This window comes from Luteimonas sp. Soil_C_5 (genome assembly GCF_057656615.1).
Window position 1 is genome coordinate 249,602 of record NZ_JBDGKA010000001.1, and the last position, 17,138, is coordinate 266,739.

Genomic DNA, 17,138 nt, shown 5'->3' on the forward strand with positions numbered 1-17,138 from the left:
ACACCATGCAACTCATTCTTCTGCAGAAGGTCACCAACCTCGGCAACCTGGGCGACAAGGTCAGTGTGAAGCCGGGCTACGGCCGCAACTTCCTGGTGCCGCAGGGCAAGGCCGTGCCGGCCACCACCAAGAGCATCGCCGAGTTCGAAGCGCGTCGCGCCGAGTACGAGGCCAAGGCCCAGTCGCAGCTCGACGAGGCGCAGCAGCGTCTGGCCAAGCTCGAAGGCGCCAGCGTCACCGTCTACGCCAACGCGTCGACCGAAGGCAAGCTGTACGGCTCGGTCGGCCCGCGCGAAATCGCCGACGCGCTGACCAAGGCGGTCACGCCGGTCAACAAGTCGGAAGTCGTGCTGGGTGAAGGCGCGTTCCGCAACACCGGCGAGTTCGACGTCGTGGTGCACCTGCACGCCGACGCCGAGACCACCGTCAAGGTGATCATCGAAGGCGAGGTCGCCTGAGTCCTCCGGGACTCATGGCTCTCCGGAACGGGCGCCCCAGGGCGCCCGTTTCCGTTTCCGAGGTCTGACCGGGCCGCGTTCGGGCGGCGGATCGCGCTGCCGCCGGGGCTGACCGTCGTTTGCGCAGGGGCGTCTGCGTCTCAGGCCACGCGATCCGTCGCGCGCAGGCTGTCGTCTTATCCACAGGTTGTGGGGGCGCGTATCCACAGGCCCCTGCACTAGCATCGAACGTCGCGCGCCACGGCGCGGCCCGTTCCAGCGAATCCGTCCATGTCCGTACGTCCCGATTACCGCAACGAGCACCGCGCCGACACGCGCGTCGAACAGCTGCGCATTCCGCCGCAGTCGGTCGACGCCGAGCAGGCGGTGCTGGGCGGCCTGATGCTGGCGCCCGATGCCTATGACCGCATCGCCGATCTGCTGGTGCCGGACGATTTCTACCGGCGCGACCACCAGAAGATCTACGCCGCGATCCAAGAACTGGCCGAAAAGAGCCGGCCGTTCGACGCGGTCACGCTGGGCGAGTGGTTCGAATCCAACAACCTGTCGGACCTGGTCGCCGGCGGCGCCTATCTCGGCGAGCTGGCCAGCACCACGCCGTCGGCGGCGAACATCCGCGCCTATGCCGAGATCGTCCGCGACAAGGCGATCCTGCGTCAGCTGATCGACGTCGGCACCGAAATCGTCAACGACGGTTTCCAGCCCGACGGCCGCGACAGCAGCGAGATCCTGGCCAAGGCCGAGCAGCAGGTCTTCAAGATCGCGGAAGCCGGCGCCCAGGGGCGCACGGACTTCACCGCGATCAACAAGGCGATGGCCGAAGCCTTCGACGTGCTGCAGACGCGCTACAACAACGGCGGCGGCGTCACCGGCCTGCCGACCGGCTACACCGAATTCGACGAGATGACCGCCGGCCTGCAGCCGACCGATCTGATCATCCTCGCCGCGCGTCCGGCGATGGGCAAGACGACCTTCGCGCTCAACATCGCCGAATACGCGGCGATCAAGACCAAGAAGGCCGTCGGCGTGTTCTCGATGGAAATGTCGGCCAGCCAGCTCGCGCTGCGCCTGATTTCCTCCAATGGCCGCATCAACGCGACGCGTCTGCGCACCGGTGCGCTCGAAGACGAGGACTGGAGCCGGGTCAGCAGCGCGATCCGCATGCTCAAGGAAACCAAGATCTTCATCGACGATACGCCGGGTCTCGGTCCGGACGTGTTGCGCGCGAAGTGCCGCCGTCTCAAGCGCGAGCACGATCTGGGCTTGATCGTCATCGACTACCTGCAGCTGATGTCGGTGCCGGGCAACGCCGAGAACCGTGCGACCGAGATCTCGGAAATCTCGCGTTCGCTCAAGGGGCTGGCCAAGGAACTCAACGTGCCGGTGATGGCGCTGTCGCAGCTCAACCGCTCGCTGGAAACGCGCGCCGACAAGCGTCCGGTCATGGCCGACCTTCGCGAGTCGGGCGCCATCGAGCAGGACGCCGACGTCATCGTCTTCATCTACCGCGACGACTACTACAACAAGGAAACGTCGCCGGACAAAGGCTTGGCCGAGATCATCATCGGCAAGCAGCGAAGCGGTCCGACGGGCTCGGTGAAGCTGAAGTTCTTCGGCGAGTACACGCGCTTCGACAACCTGTCCCACGATTCGATCGGCAGCTTCGAGTAACGCCGCGGTTCACCTCCGCGTCCGGCGCACGCGCCGCGGCGAGGGCACAATAGACGGCCCCACAGTCGCTGCGCTTCGCATGGCCCGCCCGATCACCGCCACCATCCATACCGATGCATTGCGCCACAACCTGGGCGCGATGCGCACGCAGGCGCCGGGGCGGCGACTGATGGCGATGGTCAAGGCCGACGGCTACGGACACGGACTGGAAACCGCGGCGCGCGCCCTGCGCGAGGCCGATGCGTTCGGCGTCGCCGCGATCGAGGATGCCGCGCGCATCCGCACCGCGGGACTGGATCAGCCGATTCTGGTGCTGTCGGGCTTCGACAACCCCGACGATCTCGACCAGCTGCGCGCCCTGGGCGCCGAGGCGATCGTGCATCACGCGGCGCAGCTCGATCTGCTCGAGCGCACCGACGGCGCGCCGATCCGGGTCTGGCTCAAGGTCGACACCGGCATGCACCGGCTCGGCTTCGCGCCCGACCAGGTCCGCGAGGCGCATGCGCGCCTGCGCGCGGCGCGTGGCGTCGCCGGCGACATCGTGCTGATGACGCATTTCGCCAGTTCCGACGAGTTCGATGCGCATGCGCGCAACGGTCTGCAGACACCGGCGCAGATGCGTGCCTTCGTCGCGGCGACCGAAGGTCTCGACGGCCCGCGTTCGCTCGCGAATTCCGCCGCCGTGCTCGGCTGGCCCGATGCCTACGGCGACTGGATCCGTCCGGGCGGTGCGCTGTACGGCATGTCGGTCGTCGCCGGCCGCAGTGGCGCTTCGTTCGGACTGCGGCCTGCGATGACGTTCGAGACGCGTCTGCTCGCAGTCAATCGCGTGGCCAAAGGCGAGCGCATCGGCTATTCGGCCACCTGGGAAGCCCCCGAAGACATGCCGGTCGGCGTGGCCGCGGTCGGCTACGGCGACGGCTATCCGCGGCTCGCGCCAGCCGGTACGCCGGTGCTGGTCAACGGCCGCATGGCCAGCGTGGCGGGCCGCGTGTCGATGGATCTGATGACGATCGATCTGCGCGGGCAGCCCGATGCGCGCGCCGGCGATCCGGTCGTGCTGTGGGGCGATGCGTTACCGGTCGAGACCGTGGCCGAAGCCGCGGGCACGATTTCCTATGCATTGACCTGCGGCATCACCCGGCGCGTGCGCTTCGTCAACGCCTGAGGCGCGTGTCGCGCTTTGCGCGCGGAGGGTCAGTCCGGCTGCACGTGGCGCAGGCGCACGCGCCCGACATGCACGTCGGTGCTGTCCGGGCCGATCGTCACCGGCACCCGTGTATCGGTGACGAAGCGCAGCGCGCCGTCCGGCATCGACACCGATGCGTGCAGGCCATACATGCCGTTCGCACGCAGCCGCTCGCGCGGCACGTCGATCTCGAATTCGTAAGGACCACTGCCCACCGTGGTCACACGCTCCGCAAGCACCGCGGTCGGCGTATCCGCCAGCTGGCTGTCGATCACCTGCACGCGCAGGCGCGCGCCTTCGGGCACAAGGATCTTTTCGAAGTAGACCGCTTCGCCCTGGATGCGGACGCGGGCGTCGGTGTCGGGCATGGCGGTGGCTCCGGTGGGGGCGCCCGGTGCGGACGTCTGGCAGGCGGTCAGCGCCAATGCCGCGCACAAGGGGGCGGCGGCGAAGCGGAGCAGGCGGGTGCGCATCGGGATCTCCGGAAAGTCAGGTCAGGCGCGGCCGAGCATGCGCCCGCGCCGGCGAATCATGCGTCAAGGCGCCGCATCCGCGCGTGGACGCAGCACCACCAGGGTGCCGAAATGGTCGGATGGCCAGGTTCCCGACGCATCGGGCGTGTCCAGCACGATCCGCGCCTCGCGCACCTCGAAGCGCCCGCGCTCGGCGAACACCAGATCGATGCGCGCGCGCAGATCGGGAAAGAAATGCGGGTTCAAGGTCGTCGCGCCGGCGGCATCGGCGCCGGGATGCAGCGCCGCCCAGGTATCGACGAAGCCGTCGAGCACGCGCAACTCCGGCGCGGTCGCCGGTGCATTGAAGTCACCCAGCACGATGGCCGGCGCATCGTCCGCCGCGCGCCCGATCCAGGCCATCGCATCCTCGAGCTGGCGCTGACGGATCGCGCCGCCATCGCGCGTCCAGTGCAGATGGGTGAAATGGACGGCGACCGGCCTGCCGTCGAACACCAGTCTCGCCCGGCCCATGGTGCGCGCGTCGTCGTGCGGGGCCAGCGGGGTCCAGTCGCGGGACTCGACCGGCAGCCGGGTCAGCAGTGCGTTGCCGTAGCGGTGCGCCTGGCCCTCCGGATCGACCGACACGAACTGGACCGTGTAGCCCAGCGCTGCGCCGATGGTCTCGGCCTGGTTGGGCAGCGTCGCGGTCTGCAGCACTTCCTGCAGCGCGATGACATCGGCATCCAGTGCGTGCAGGCCTTCGACGATCAACGGCAGGCGGGCCGGCCAGTCGGCCGCGTCGTGATAGAGGTTGAAGGTCACCACGCGCAGGTCGCGCGCCGGCGCGGGTGCCTGCGCGTGCGCGATCGCCGTGCAGGCGGCGAGCACGGCAGCCAGTGCGACGCGCCGCAGCGTGCGGATCATCGCGCTGCCGCGTCCGGGCCCAGCGCCTCCGCGGTGCGCAGAACCGGATACAGGTTCAGGCGCGCATCCCAGGCGCTGTGCCGGCGGTAGAAGAACTCGAGCCGGGCGCGCGGGTCGGCGGCGAAGGCCGCGTCCTCGCGCAGGCGCGTGTCGAAGGCGCTGCGCAGTGCGGGGTCGGCGGCGAGCATCTCGCGTGCGACCTGCTCGGCCACGTAGTCCTCCATGTATTCCTTGCGCTCGAAAGCGTTGTTGAACCGGCCCCAGGCCGCGAGCGAGTCGGGCGCCTGCGGTTCGAGCAGTGCGGCGACCAGGCGTGCCTTCGGCTGCGCGATCGGCACGAACAGTGCGCCGGCGGCGAGGTCCTGGGTCTCCGGTGCCCAGGCGCCGTCGAGCGTGAGCCGCTGGTGGCCTTCGACCGACGCGGCCGCCGGCGTCGCCGTGGTCGCGCGGAACGCATCGACCGTGATCTGCGGGTGGGCCCGGTCGAGGCGCGCGTAGCGGATGCCGTGCACGCGCAGCATCCCGCCCACCATGTCGGCGTGCGCGGCGGGCACCACGTAGCCGCCGCGCGGCAGCGTCACCGTCAGCGCGGGCACGATCTCGTCGCGCAGGGGTACGCGCCAGACCTGCGGCGTGGTCTCGTCGTAGCGGGTCATCAGGCCGCCCGACACATCGGATTGCGTCCGCGTGTAGGCGTAGCCGCGGAAATCGACCATGCGCGCCGCGTCCGTGGTCCGGTAGTCGAGGGGCAGGGACTGGCCGCCGAGCGCAGCCGCGCGCGCGTCGGCCGCGTCTGCGATCCGCGCCCAGTCGCGGCCATCGCGGGCCACCCGCTCGAGTACCGAGACGATGGTGTTGCGGGTGAGCGCGACGCGCACCGGATACGTCTTCCACGAATGCGTTTCCACCAGCATCGCGAGCCGGTTGCGCAGCTGGAAATAGCCGGTCGAGAAACGGGGCGGCGAAACGCCGTCCTCGAAGCCGGACGTGGGATCGTCGTGACGCACGAACGAGGGGTAGTACGGCAGCGGCAGCGCGCCCTGCGCGGCGAGATCGGCGATCACGCCGTCGCGCCACGCGGTGCCGGCCGCGCGCAGGGCCGGGTCGCCGGCATGCACCGGTTCCACCTGGATCGAGATGTCGTGTTCGAACTGCGCGCCGTTGGTCGCGTGCAGGTCGACGTAGGCGATCGGATCCCAGGCCTCGACCAGCGCCAGCATCGCCTGCATCTCGGGGCTGTCGGCCTTGGCGTAGTCGCGGTTGAGGTTGTAGTTCTGCGCCGTGGTGCGCCAGCCCATCTCGCGCGGCCCGCGCTGGTTGGGGCGGTTCCAGGCACCGAAGCGCTCGTGGCCGTCGACGCTGAAGACCGGCACGAACACCCAGACCAGTTGTTCCAGCGCGCCCGGCGCGGCGGTGCCGTCCAGCACCTCGCGCAGCGCGAGGAAGCCGGCGTCCTTGCCGTCGATCTCGCCGGCGTGGATGCCGCCCTGGATCAGCACCACCGGCAGACCGGCTGCGCGCGCCGCGTCGGGCGTCAGCGCACCGGCGCGCGAGACCGCCAGTGCCTTCATCGGCCGCCCCTCCGGCGACACCCCGAAATCGAAGCAGCGCACCGCGTCCGGGTAGGCGGCCTGGAAGGCATCGCAGAGCGCGATGGTCTCGTCGTAGCGCCCGGTCTCGATGAAGCCGTTGCGCTCGGCATGGGTGGTCAGGGCGGCCGGCGGCGCGGCGGACAGTGGCGTGCCCAGCACCAGCAGCAGGGGCAACAGCGCGCAACGCGCGGGCAGGGGAATCGGCATGGCGGGCGAGGGCAGCGGGAATGGGGCCACGATGGTACTCCCGGCCTCGCGCCCGGCCATGCGAGGGCTGCCGCGACGGCCGGCCGATCGACTACGCTTGCCGCCTTTCCCCAGCCGAACGTCCGCGATGTCCGCCACCGCCCCTCCTGGTTCCACTCCTGCCGGGCGCATGCCGCGGCAGATCGGCTACATCGTCGGCAACGAAGCCTGCGAGCGTTTCAGCTTCTACGGGATGCGCAACATCCTGGTGCCGTTCCTGATCAGCTCGGTGCTGCTGGGCTATCTGCCGGCGGGCGACGACCGCGAGGCGATGGCCAAGGAGATCTTCCATACCTTCGTCATCGGCGTGTACTTCTTCCCGCTGCTGGGCGGCTGGCTGGCCGACCGCTTCTTCGGCAAGTACCACACGATCCTCTGGTTCTCGCTGATCTACTGCGCGGGGCATGCCTGTCTGGCGCTGTTCGAAAGCAATGCGACCGGGTTCTATACCGGCCTGTTCCTGATCGCATTGGGGTCGGGCGGCATCAAGCCGCTGGTGGTGTCGTTCTGCGGCGACCAGTTCGACCAGAGCAACAAGGACAAGGCGAAGCTGGTCTTCGACGCCTTCTACTGGATCATCAACTTCGGCTCGTTCTTCGCCTCGCTGCTGGCGCCGTGGCTGCTGCACCGCTACGGCCCTGCGGTCGCGTTCGGCGTGCCGGGCGTGCTGATGTTCATCGCGACCTTCGTGTTCTGGCTCGGCCGTCGCCACTACCAGAACGTGCCGCCGTCGCGGCGCGATCCGCATGCGTTCTCGGAAGTGATCCGCACCGCGCTCTCGGCGCACGCCCCCGGTGCAGGGCGTCCGGGCCTCGTCGTGGCCCTGGTCGGTATCGTGTCGGCCGTGGTGATGCTGGTGCTGTGGGCCTTGTCGGCAACGGTCGCGCTGCCGTGGTGGCCGACCGACTTCGGATTCGTGATCACCGCCTGCCTCGCGCTGGGCGTGATCATCGCGCTGGGCGGGTGGGGCGCGTCGATGCAGCTCGAGCGTGCGCGCGGCCTGCATCCGGACCTCGCCGTCGACGGCGTGCGCGCGGTGCTGCGCATCCTCATCGTCTTCGCACTGGTCACGCCGTTCTGGTCGCTGTTCGACCAAAAGGCGTCGACGTGGATCATCCAGGGCCGGCAGATGGTGATTCCCGACTGGCTGCCGTTCCAGGACGCGGCGCAGATGCAGGCGCTCAATCCGCTGCTGGTGATGCTGCTGATCCCGTTCAACAACCTCGTGCTGTATCCGGCGCTGCGCCGCATGGGCTTCGAGCCGACCGCGCTGCGCCGCATGGGTTGGGGCATCGCGATCTCGGGCACGTCGTGGATCGCTGCCGGCGGGCTGCAGCTGTGGATCGACAGCGGGCAGGAGGTGTCGCTGGCCTGGCAGTCGCTGCCGTATCTGCTGCTGACCTTCGGTGAGGTACTGGTGTCGGCGACAGCGCTCGAATTCGCCTACAGCCAGGCGCCGCAGGCGATGAAGGGGGTGATCATGGCGTTCTGGTACCTCACCAGCACGTTCGGCAGCCTGTGGGTGCTGCTGACCAATGCCGGCGTGCGCAACGAGGCCGTGGTCGCCTACATCGCATCGACCGGCATGAGTACGAACGCGTTCCTGATGTTCTTCTTCGCGGCGTTCGCGTTCGTTGCCGCGCTTGCCTTCGGGATGTACGCACGTCGCTACCCGATGCAGGACAATTACCGCACCGCCTGATCCTGGATGCACCCACGCGCATGAATGTCGGACCCGTGACCCTCATCCTGATCGCGATCACCGCACTGGTGTCGTGGCAGGCGTTCGAGAAGCCCCGGCTGCTCGGGCGTCTGATCCTGTGGCCGCCGGCGGTGGAACGGCATCGCCAGTACGACCGCCTGCTGACCCACGGGTTCATCCACGCCGACTGGCAGCACCTGCTGTTCAACATGATCACGCTGCTGTTCTTCGGCGGCACCATCGAGCGGGCGTTCGCGCCCTACATCGGTCCGGTGGGCTTTCTGCTGTTCTATCTGTCGGCGATTCTCGTCGCGATCCTGCCGACCTACCTGCGTCACCGGCACGATCCGAACTACCGGAGCCTGGGTGCATCGGGCGCGGTTTCGGCCGTGCTGTTCGCCTCGATCCTGATCAATCCCTGGGCGCTGCTGCTGGTGTTCTTCATTCCGATGCCGGCGATCGTGTTCGGCGTCTGCTACATCGGTTACAGCATCTGGATGGATCGCCGCGGCGGCGACAACGTCAATCACAGCGCGCATCTGTGGGGCGCGGGCTACGGCGTGTTGTTCACCGCGATGATGGAACCGCGCATCATCGGCGTGTTTCTGGAACGCCTGGCGTCGCCTTCGTTCTGAGGCTGCAGTCCGCACGTGCGCGACGCGATTTGCGCGTCGCGCGCACCGCGTGCGCATCGGCACAACCAACGCGACGCTCACCGCACTTGCATGTCGCGCGTGATACTTCTGCATCCACGTTCAACGATGGAGTGCACATCCATGGCAGTCACGCGTGCCAAAGCCACCACCCTGCTCAATGCAACCGAGATGGGTCTCTTCGACGCCAGTCGCGCCAATGCGCTGCGCGGTCACACCGAAGCGCAGCTCGCGCGTCTGGTCATCCGCGCCCGGACTGCACGCGACCGCTCGCGTGATCTCGAGAAGCGCCAGCGTCTCGCATCGCGCAAGTCGACCGGCAGCAAGTCCGGCAAAAGCGGTCAGGCGAATGCACGGACTGGCGAGAAGGCCGAACTGCTGGCCGACATCCTGACGCGACTGCAGGACCAGCATCGCGAGACCGCCAAGGCGGCGAAGGCTGCCGCGCGGGCCAAGCCTGTCGCGAAGAAGGCTGCAGCGAAGAAGACGACCACGAAGAAGACGGCGGCGAAGAAGCCCGCGGCCGGCAAGGTCAAGGTGTCGAAGACCGCCAAGAAGACGGTGGGCAAGAAGGCAGCGAGCGCCGGTAAGTCGTCGACGACCAAGGCGGTCAAGAAGAGCGCCAAGAAGACCACGGCCACGAAGTCCGCAAGCAAGCGTGCATCGAAGTCGGACTCGGTCGCGAAGAAATCCGGCGCCAGGAAGACGGCTGCAAAGACAACGACCGCGAAGACGACGACCGCCAAGACACCGGCTGCGACCAGGACAGCGGCGAAAAAAGCGGCTGCCAAACAGAAGGTCACGAAGTCGGCATCGCGTGGCGCCGTCGACGGCGCGCCGAAGACGAAGTCGAAGCGTGCGATCTCGCCGGAGCGGGCACTGAAGAACACCCGCAAGCTGCTCGAACAGCACAACGCGGAGGCCAGCCAGCCCAAGCCCTGGGACACGCTGGGCAATGAAGGCACGGCCCAGGCGACACCGGGATTTCAGTCGCCGCAGGCGCGCTCCAAGGCGCTGGCGCTGCACGCGGGTGAAACGCGTCAGGCGCCGATCAACGGCAGCATCAGCACGCGCGATCGCAAGAACCAGGGCAAGCGCGATCATCGCAACAAGCCGGACTGATCGGATTCCATGTCGCAGATACGCCGCCTCTCAGAGGCGGCGTTTTTTTTGCGTCGCGGCCTGCGGTGATGTTGCGCGATCAAGAGGCGCGCGATGATTCATCGTTTCCCGCACGCGTGTGCGCGCAGCCGCCGGTGTGCATCCGAGCGTGCGCGCGCAGCCCGATGGAACGACGCCGTGCACGCAGCCGATCGCATCGCGATCCACGTGCATTCGAGCCGAGCATCGAGTGTGTTCCAGCGCCGTCGTGTTCCGCACCGTGCACTGACGATATCCGGCGCTATCTGGCGCCACGTGGCAGGGCGTGGTGACCGCCTGCGTCAGACGTGTCGCTGCGAAATCGCCCGCCGAAGCGGCGGTCCCGCCCCGGAAATCCCGTCGATGACCCCGTCCAGGCCGCGCTCTGGAGGGGGTTAGCCCATTCACATTTTGCGCCACAGATACGGTATTGTTCGCGAACTGTTCAAGGCCGGGATCACGGTACATCGTGGCTCCGATGCGGTAGATCCAAGTTGACGGCCGGGTTCCGGTCGGGACGATCCGCTCCATCGCTTTCGCGTTACCCCTTGCTCGACAGTCGCGGCGCCACGTCACTCAAACAGGACGGTGGCCGTCGTGTTCCCATGACCAAACTGCTTCAAGGAGTAACACCATGAGTGATCGTCAAGTCGGTACTGTCAAGTGGTTCAACGATGCCAAGGGCTTCGGCTTCATCACCCCGGAAAGCGGCCAGGACCTGTTCGTCCATTTCCGTTCGATCCAGGGCACCGGCTTCAAGTCGCTGCAGGAAGGCCAGAAGGTCTCCTTCAAGGTCGTCCAGGGCCAGAAGGGCCTGCAGGCTGACGAAGTGCAGGCTGTCTAAGACACCGGCTTCAAGCGACATCGAACCCCGGGTGGAAACGCCCGGGGTTTTTGCTGTCTCGAATCCGCGGATCCGGTTGCCTGCCGTCACGGCGAGGCCACGGATGGCGCGTTAGCGTTTCGTGAGTTTTGAGGCCGCGCCGCGGCATGGGGATCGATGCGATGAAACGTTTGCTGGTGTGCGGCCTGTTGCCGGTGATGCTGCTTGCCTGTCAGCGCGAGGTGCCGCCGGCCACCGGGTCCACGGGTGAAGCCGTGCAGCCTGCCGAGGTCCAGCCCTTGCCCGAGGCACCGACCCGTCTGGAAGACGTGGTGGAGATGGATTCGAAATTCATCATCGGCATCAGCTATCCGCCCGAAGCGAACACGTATCCCGGACTCGCAGCCGAACTGCATCGCTACGCGCAGGCTGCGCGCGATGAACTGATGGAAGCCGTGCGCGGTGCGGAACTGCCGGCGGGCACGATGTACGACCTCTCGCTGAGTTTCAGCACGATCGCCCACACGCCGGAACTGCTGGCGATCGCAGCCGACGGCAGCAGCTACACCGGCGGCGCCCACGACAATCCGCTGATCGAACGCTTCGTCTGGCTGGTCGCCGAAGAGCGTCTGCTGACCGCGGATGCGCTGCTGGAAGGCCCCGATGACTGGCGTGCGATTTCCGGCTACGTGCGCGAGCAGCTGCATGCCGCGCTGTCGCAGCGCGTCGACGCCGACGAACTGGAACCCGACGAGCGCAGCCGTCTGATGCGTTCGGCTGGCAAGATGATCGACGAAGGCTCCGGCCCGGATGTCGGCAACTACCAGCAGTTCGAGCCCGTGCTCGGGCCGGGCGGCAAGCTGGCCGGCCTGCGGTTCGTGTTCCCGCCGTACCAGGTTGGCCCGTACTCCGATGGCGTGCAGACCGTCGAGGTGCCGGCGTCGGTGCTGCTGCCGCACGTTGCGGCGAAGTACCGCGGGCTGTTCGTCCCGGCCTGACCGGTCAGACCGGCGCGGCGTAGGCGGTCAGTCCGCCGAGCGTCGCCGCGATGTCCGCATCCAGTTTCAGCGTGGCGAGACCGTCGGCCCGGGTGGTGCCGCGGTTGAGGATCGCCAACGGCCGGCTGGCGTCCGCGGCCATGCGGGCAAAGCGGAAGCCCGAATAGACCATCAGCGACGAACCCACGACGAGCATGGCGTCGCTCTCTGCAAGTGCCGCTTGCGCCGCAGCGACGCGTACGCGCGGCACGTTCTCGCCGAAGAACACGACATCCGGCTTCAGGCGACCGCCGCAGTGCAGGCATTGCGGCGGCACGAAATCCGCTTCGGCGTCTGCTGTGATATCGGCATCGCCATCGGGCGCGGCGCCGACATGGCCGGGCTGCCAGCCTGGATTCGCGGCCACCAGCACCGGTTGCAATTGGGCGCGTGGCAGGCGGTCGCCGCAGTCCAGACAGACGACCGCGTCCAGCCGGCCGTGCAGATCCACGACGTGTCGGCTGCCGGCCGCCTGGTGCAGGCCGTCGACGTTCTGTGTCAGCAGCATCGACAGGCGGCCTGAGGCTTCGAGATCGGCCAGCACGCGATGCGCCACATTCGGCCGGGCGGCGGAGAAGCGCGGCCACCCGACATAGCTGCGGGCCCAGTAGCGACGATAGACCGCGGGATCGGCGGTGAACGCCTGCCAGGTCACGGGCGCGGGGCGTTTCCAGGCGCCGGTCTCGTCGCGGTAGTCGGGAATACCCGAGCCGGTGCTGATGCCGGCCCCGGTCAGGACGAACACGCCTGTGTGCGTATCCAGCCAGTCCTGCAGGCGATCGGCGGCGGAAGACGTCGGGGGCGTTGGGGACGGGGCGGACATGCCGCCATGCTACCTGCGCGATCCGGCGAGGATCGATTGACCGCCGCATCGTCGTCTGCACGACGGGTGCGATTCATCGCAGGGCGTCGCGGTTCGATGGCCGCATACGAAAACGCCCGGCACGAGGCCGGGCGTTCCGTCATGCAGATGCGCGTGGGTCAGTCGGCGGTGGCCGGTGCCAGGCCACGCTTGATCAGCAGCGGTTCGATCTGCGGCTCGTGGCCGGTGAAATCGACGAACAGCTGCTTGGCATCCTTGCTGCCGCCGCGCGACAGCAGGGTGCTGCGGAAGCGGTCACCGTTCTCGCGGGTCAGGCCGCCGTTCTGCTCGATCCACTGGACGGTGTTCGCGTCCAGCACTTCCGACCAGATGTAGGCGTAGTAGCCGGCCGCGTAGCCGCCGTTGATGTGGCTGAAGTACGGCGTGCGGTAGCGCGGCGGCACCGGCGCGTAGTCGAGGCCGGCGGCCTTGAGCGCAGCGGCTTCGGTCGCCATGACCTGGTTGCCCGACGGCAGCTGGTCGGCCGGCAGCTGGTGCAGGTACTGGTCGAGCATCGCCGAGCCCAGGTATTCGGTCGTCGCGAAGCCCTGGTTGAACGTCGAGGCGGCCTGCACCTTCTCCATCAGCTCGGCCGGCATCGGCGCGCCGGTGCGGTAGTCCTTGGCGTAGTTGGCCAGCACTTCCGGCCAGTCGGCCCACATCTCGTTGACCTGCGACGGGAACTCGACGAAGTCGCGCGGCACGCTGGTGCCGCTGAAGAACGGGTACTTCACGTCCGAGAACATGCCGTGCAGCGAGTGGCCGAACTCGTGGAACATCGTCGTCACTTCGTCCCAGGTCAGCAGCGTCGGCTGGCCGGCCTGCGGCTTCGGGATGTTCTGGTGGTTGGCGGTGACGGTCAGCGTGCCTTCCAGCTCCGACTGCGAGACGTAGGAGTTCATCCACGCACCGCCGCGCTTGGACGCGCGCGCGTAGGGGTCGTAGATGAAGATCGCCAGCTGGCTGCCGTCTTCGTTGAAGACGTCGTAGGTCCAGGTGTCGGGGTGGTACTTCGGCAGATCGGTGCGCTCGCGGAAGGTCAGGCCGTAGAGCTTGGTCGCGGCGAAGAACACGCCGTTCTCCAGCACGTTCTTCATTTCGAAGTAGGGCTTGAGCTGGGCGTCGTCGAAGCTGTACTTGTCCTGGCGGACCTTCTCCGTGTAGTAGGCCCAGTCCCACGGCTCGAGCTGGAAGGTCGGCTCGCCCTTGGCGGCCTGCTCGCGGTCGATCATCGCCTGCAGTTCGGCGGCTTCGAGCTTGGCGTTGGCGACGGCGGCCGGTGCCAGCTGGCCCAGCATGTCGTTGACGGCCTCGACGGTGCCGGCAGTCGAATCCTCGAGGATGAAGGCGGCCTGGTTCGGATAGCCCATCAGGTTGGCGCGTTCGGCGCGCAGCTTGAGGATGTCGGCGATGACCTGGGTGTTGTCGTACTGGTTGCCGCGGCTGCCGCGGGCGACCGACGCCTTGTGCACGCGCTCACGCAGCTCGCGGTTGTTGATCTGCGGCAGCGGCGGCTGGCCGGTGGTGTTGAGCAGGGTGATGACGTACTTGCCCTCGAGCCCGCGCGAGGTGGCTTCGGCAGCGGCCGCGGCGATCTGGCCTTCGCTCAGACCGTCGAGTTCTTCGACCGTATCGACGACGACGGCCGAATCGTTGACCTCGTTGAGGACGTTCTGGCTGAAGGTCGTGCCGAGCTTCGCCGACTCGGCATTGATGCGGCGCATCTCTTCCTTCTGCGCTTCGGTCAGGTTGGCACCGGCGCGGACGAACATGGTGTGGTAACGCTCGACCAGGCGCTGGCCTTCGGCGTCGAGACCCAGCGAGGCCACGTTCGTGTTGAGCGTGTCGATGCGGGCGAACAGCTCGGGGTTGAGCATGATCGCATCGCGGTGCGCCGCGAATTTCGAGGCGTACTCGGCATCGATGCGCTTGCGGTCGTCGTTGGTGTCGGTGCCGTTGAGGGCACTGAAGATGCGGCGCGCGCGCGACAGCACTTCGCCGGATTTTTCCAGCGCGATGATGGTGTTGTCGAACGTCGGCGCTTCCGGATTGTTGGCGATCGCCTCGATCTCGCGCAGGTTCTCGGCCATGCCGGCGTCGAAGGCCGGGCCGAAGTGCGTGTCCTGGATCTGGTCGAAGTGCGGGTAGCGCAGGTCCAGCGTGCTCTCGACGAACAGCGGGTTGTCGGACGGCTGCTGGGCCGACATCGACGTGGATGCGGCGGGCGCCGGTGCGCTGGTGGACTGGGCGAAGACGGGCAGCGCGGACGCGGCAAGGGCCGCACACAGGGCGACGGCAAGCGGGTGCTTCAGCAAGGGGTCTCTCCGGATAACAGGACCCCCTAGGCTAGCTGATCCGGGCGCAAGACGACCCGTGCCGAAAGTCGCGCACCGCTGTCACCATCTAAATCATGGAGTTGCGGCATTGTCTGAATGTAGTGCGCGATCGAGCATGCCGCCCGGATCTGGAATGCGCCAGACTGGACGGCCCGTTTTGCCGGATACGCGCATGGCTTCCGCCTTCGATTTCGATGCCGTCACCCTCGAGGGTCAGCGCCAGCCGCTGTCTGACTACGCGGGCCGCGTGCTGCTGATCGTCAACGTGGCCTCCAGGTGCGGTTTCACCCCCCAGTACGCGGGTCTGCAACGCCTCTGGCAGGACTACAGCGAGCGTGGCCTGGTCGTGCTGGGCTTTCCCTGCGACCAGTTCCGGCAGCAGGAGCCGGGCAACGCGGCCGACATCCGCAACTTCTGTGCGTTGAACTACGCGGTCGACTTTCCGATGTTCGCAAAGGTCGACGTCAACGGCGAGGACGCCCACCCGCTGTGGGCATGGCTGCGCCAGCAGAAGCGCGGCGTGCTGGGGACGCGCGCGATCAAGTGGAACTTCACCAAGTTCCTCGTCGGCCGGGACGGCCAAGTGCTGCGCCGGTTCGCGCCCGCGACGCCGCCTGCCGCACTGGGCGGTTCGATCCAGACGGCACTGGGCGACTGATCGTCTCGCGCCGCCGGGGGCTCAGCGGATGATCGTGACCGGCACGTCGGTCTGTGCGATGAGCTTGGTCGACACCGAACCCAGCAGGACGCCCTTGACCGCAGACCGGCCGTGCGAGCCCATGACGATCAGGCTGACCTTGCGCTTGCGCGCCACCGCCAGGATGGTGTCGGCGATCTCGCCGACCTCGCGCATTTCGTCCACGGGCTGCTTGCTGCGCCGGATGATCGGTCGCGCGGACGCCAGCGCATGGTCATGGTTGGCGGCGTGGTACTCCGCAATCGCCTCGCGACCGATGCGGCGCTCCATGCCGGGAAACGCCGGCTGATCCACATGCAGCACCGTGATGAGGGCCGGCTTGGCCAGCAGCTTCGAGAGTCCGAGCGTGTACTTCAACGCCCGCAAGCTGATATCGCTGCCATCCACTGTGACGAGGATCTTCATGGGCACATCTCCGATGTCAGCAGGAGTGTAGTCCCCGGCGGCGGCTATTTTTCGACGAAGGCCCGTTCGAACACGTACTGGCCGGGCGTGCCGATCCGCGGCGCGGCCTCAAAACCGCGTGCATCGAGCAGATTGCGGAAATCGCCGAGCATCTGCGGGCTGCCGCAGATCATCGCGCGGTCGTGCGCCGGATCGAGCGGCGGCAAGCCCAGATCGGACGCCATGCGCCCGCTGTCGAGCAGTTCGGTCAGGCGCCCCCGATGGCTGCGACCGTTGAAGTCGAAGTCCTCGCGGGTCACGGCCGGGTAGTACAGCAGCTGCTTCGACATCTGCTCGCCCAGAAACTCGTGGTGCGGCAGTTCGTTGACGATGTAGTCGCGATAGGCCAGATCCTGCGGCGTGCGCACGCCGTGGGTGACGATGACCTTGTCGAAGCGCTCGTAGGTCTCCGGATCCTTGATCACCGACAGCCACGGCGCGAAGCCGGTGCCGGTACCCAGCAGATAGAGATTGCGGCCCGGATGCAGATCGTGGATCAGCAGGGTGCCGGTCGGCTTGCGGCCGATCAGGACCTGATCGCCGGGCTGGATGTGCTGCAGGCGCGAGGTCAGCGGGCCGTTGTCGACCTTGATGCTGAAGAACTCCAGCTGCTCTTCCCAGTTCGCGCTGGCGATCGAATACGCGCGCAGGATCGGCTTGCCCTCGGTCTCCAGCCCGATCATCACGAACTGGCCGTTCTCGAAACGGAAGCCGTCGTCGCGGGTGGTGGTGAAGCTGAAGTAGGCGTCCGTCCAGTGACGGACATCCAGCACCGTTTCGGTGCCAAAGGCGGCTGACATAAGCGAAAGAAGCGACGCGGGAAGCCGGACATGATACCAGCGATGAGACCGGTTCTCATTTTGCAGACGCGGCCGCGGCCGGACACGCCGTTCCGGACGCGCCGCGCCC

At 67.4% G+C, this 17,138-nt stretch carries 16 protein-coding genes; 9 read left to right on the forward strand and 7 right to left on the reverse strand.

Annotation, left to right across the window (positions count from 1 at the left end):
* Positions 1-5: 5 nt before the first annotated feature.
* From rplI to alr, 3 genes are all read left to right on the forward strand, one after another.
* On the forward strand, positions 6-458 hold the full coding sequence (gene rplI / locus AC3A5K_RS01225) for a 50S ribosomal protein L9 (protein WP_487615692.1): 453 nt from the start codon (positions 6-8) through the stop codon (positions 456-458).
* Positions 459-728: 270 nt separating this feature from the next.
* Positions 729-2,129, forward strand: a complete 1,401-nt coding sequence (locus AC3A5K_RS01230) for a replicative DNA helicase (protein WP_487615693.1) — start codon at positions 729-731, stop codon at positions 2,127-2,129.
* 79 nt (positions 2,130-2,208) lie between these two features.
* Positions 2,209-3,297 carry an alanine racemase gene (alr, locus tag AC3A5K_RS01235; RefSeq protein ID WP_487615694.1) on the forward strand — a complete coding sequence of 363 codons (1,089 nt, stop codon included), beginning with the start codon at positions 2,209-2,211 and terminating at the stop codon, positions 3,295-3,297.
* Between the two features lie 29 nt (positions 3,298-3,326).
* Here the strand turns inward: alr and AC3A5K_RS01240 are convergent, their stop codons facing one another.
* The 3 genes from AC3A5K_RS01240 to AC3A5K_RS01250 form a co-directional block, all read right to left on the reverse strand.
* Complete coding sequence (locus tag AC3A5K_RS01240; protein WP_487615695.1) at positions 3,327-3,686, reverse strand: YbaY family lipoprotein; 360 nt, start codon at positions 3,684-3,686, stop codon at positions 3,327-3,329.
* A 168-nt stretch (positions 3,687-3,854) separates the two neighbouring features.
* Positions 3,855-4,697: an endonuclease/exonuclease/phosphatase family protein gene (locus AC3A5K_RS01245; protein ID WP_487615696.1), complete on the reverse strand. Its 843-nt coding sequence runs from the start codon at positions 4,695-4,697 to the stop codon at positions 3,855-3,857.
* On the reverse strand, positions 4,694-6,484 hold the full coding sequence (locus AC3A5K_RS01250) for a M14 family metallopeptidase (RefSeq protein WP_487616287.1): 1,791 nt from the start codon (positions 6,482-6,484) through the stop codon (positions 4,694-4,696). The genes AC3A5K_RS01245 and AC3A5K_RS01250 overlap by 4 nt, the downstream gene beginning before the upstream one ends.
* 139 nt (positions 6,485-6,623) lie before the next feature.
* On the opposite strand from AC3A5K_RS01250, the gene AC3A5K_RS01255 reads away from it, so the two are divergent.
* From AC3A5K_RS01255 to AC3A5K_RS01275, 5 genes are all read left to right on the forward strand, one after another.
* On the forward strand, positions 6,624-8,237 hold the full coding sequence (locus AC3A5K_RS01255) for a POT-type proton-dependent oligopeptide transporter (RefSeq protein WP_487615697.1): 1,614 nt from the start codon (positions 6,624-6,626) through the stop codon (positions 8,235-8,237).
* Between the two features lie 20 nt (positions 8,238-8,257).
* Positions 8,258-8,872, forward strand: a complete 615-nt coding sequence (locus AC3A5K_RS01260) for a rhomboid family intramembrane serine protease (protein ID WP_487615698.1) — start codon at positions 8,258-8,260, stop codon at positions 8,870-8,872.
* 15 nt (positions 8,873-8,887) lie between these two features.
* The gene (locus AC3A5K_RS01265) at positions 8,888-10,012 is read left to right on the forward strand and encodes a hypothetical protein (protein WP_487615699.1); all 1,125 of its coding nucleotides are present in this window, start codon (positions 8,888-8,890) and stop codon (positions 10,010-10,012) included.
* Positions 10,013-10,664: 652 nt separating this feature from the next.
* Entirely contained in the window at positions 10,665-10,874 is a 210-nt protein-coding gene (locus AC3A5K_RS01270) for a cold-shock protein (protein ID WP_487615700.1), read from the forward strand.
* A gap of 161 nt (positions 10,875-11,035) precedes the next feature.
* Positions 11,036-11,851, forward strand: coding sequence for a DUF3298 and DUF4163 domain-containing protein (locus tag AC3A5K_RS01275; protein WP_487615701.1), 816 nt, complete (start codon positions 11,036-11,038; stop codon positions 11,849-11,851).
* Positions 11,852-11,855: 4 nt separating this feature from the next.
* Here the strand turns inward: AC3A5K_RS01275 and AC3A5K_RS01280 are convergent, their stop codons facing one another.
* Positions 11,856-12,713: an NAD-dependent protein deacetylase gene (locus tag AC3A5K_RS01280; RefSeq protein ID WP_487615702.1), complete on the reverse strand. Its 858-nt coding sequence runs from the start codon at positions 12,711-12,713 to the stop codon at positions 11,856-11,858.
* A gap of 158 nt (positions 12,714-12,871) precedes the next feature.
* The gene (locus AC3A5K_RS01285) at positions 12,872-15,064 is read right to left on the reverse strand and encodes a M3 family metallopeptidase (RefSeq protein ID WP_487616288.1); all 2,193 of its coding nucleotides are present in this window, start codon (positions 15,062-15,064) and stop codon (positions 12,872-12,874) included.
* 196 nt (positions 15,065-15,260) lie between these two features.
* Between AC3A5K_RS01285 and AC3A5K_RS01290 the strand changes: the two genes are divergently transcribed.
* Positions 15,261-15,746, forward strand: coding sequence for a glutathione peroxidase (locus AC3A5K_RS01290; RefSeq protein ID WP_487615703.1), 486 nt, complete (start codon positions 15,261-15,263; stop codon positions 15,744-15,746).
* A 21-nt stretch (positions 15,747-15,767) separates the two neighbouring features.
* Here the strand turns inward: AC3A5K_RS01290 and AC3A5K_RS01295 are convergent, their stop codons facing one another.
* A complete protein-coding gene (locus AC3A5K_RS01295) occupies positions 15,768-16,190 on the reverse strand; it encodes a universal stress protein (RefSeq protein WP_487615704.1) in 423 nt (140 codons plus the stop codon).
* 44 nt (positions 16,191-16,234) lie between these two features.
* A complete protein-coding gene (locus AC3A5K_RS01300; protein ID WP_487615705.1) occupies positions 16,235-17,029 on the reverse strand; it encodes a ferredoxin--NADP reductase in 795 nt (264 codons plus the stop codon).
* Positions 17,030-17,138: the final 109 nt, after the last annotated feature.

Coding starts and splice junctions, on each gene's coding strand:
- AC3A5K_RS01300 (WP_487615705.1), bottom strand. CDS start 17,029: ATGTCAGCCGCCTTTGGCACCGAAACGGTGCTGGATGTCCGTCACTGG.
- AC3A5K_RS01270 (WP_487615700.1), top strand. CDS start 10,665: ATGAGTGATCGTCAAGTCGGTACTGTCAAGTGGTTCAACGATGCCAAG.
- AC3A5K_RS01295 (WP_487615704.1), bottom strand. CDS start 16,190: ATGAAGATCCTCGTCACAGTGGATGGCAGCGATATCAGCTTGCGGGCG.
- AC3A5K_RS01280 (WP_487615702.1), bottom strand. CDS start 12,713: ATGTCCGCCCCGTCCCCAACGCCCCCGACGTCTTCCGCCGCCGATCGC.
- rplI (WP_487615692.1), top strand. CDS start 6: ATGCAACTCATTCTTCTGCAGAAGGTCACCAACCTCGGCAACCTGGGC.
- AC3A5K_RS01290 (WP_487615703.1), top strand. CDS start 15,261: ATGGCTTCCGCCTTCGATTTCGATGCCGTCACCCTCGAGGGTCAGCGC.
- AC3A5K_RS01230 (WP_487615693.1), top strand. CDS start 729: ATGTCCGTACGTCCCGATTACCGCAACGAGCACCGCGCCGACACGCGC.
- AC3A5K_RS01240 (WP_487615695.1), bottom strand. CDS start 3,686: ATGCCCGACACCGACGCCCGCGTCCGCATCCAGGGCGAAGCGGTCTAC.
- AC3A5K_RS01245 (WP_487615696.1), bottom strand. CDS start 4,697: ATGATCCGCACGCTGCGGCGCGTCGCACTGGCTGCCGTGCTCGCCGCC.
- AC3A5K_RS01275 (WP_487615701.1), top strand. CDS start 11,036: ATGAAACGTTTGCTGGTGTGCGGCCTGTTGCCGGTGATGCTGCTTGCC.
- alr (WP_487615694.1), top strand. CDS start 2,209: ATGGCCCGCCCGATCACCGCCACCATCCATACCGATGCATTGCGCCAC.
- AC3A5K_RS01255 (WP_487615697.1), top strand. CDS start 6,624: ATGTCCGCCACCGCCCCTCCTGGTTCCACTCCTGCCGGGCGCATGCCG.
- AC3A5K_RS01260 (WP_487615698.1), top strand. CDS start 8,258: ATGAATGTCGGACCCGTGACCCTCATCCTGATCGCGATCACCGCACTG.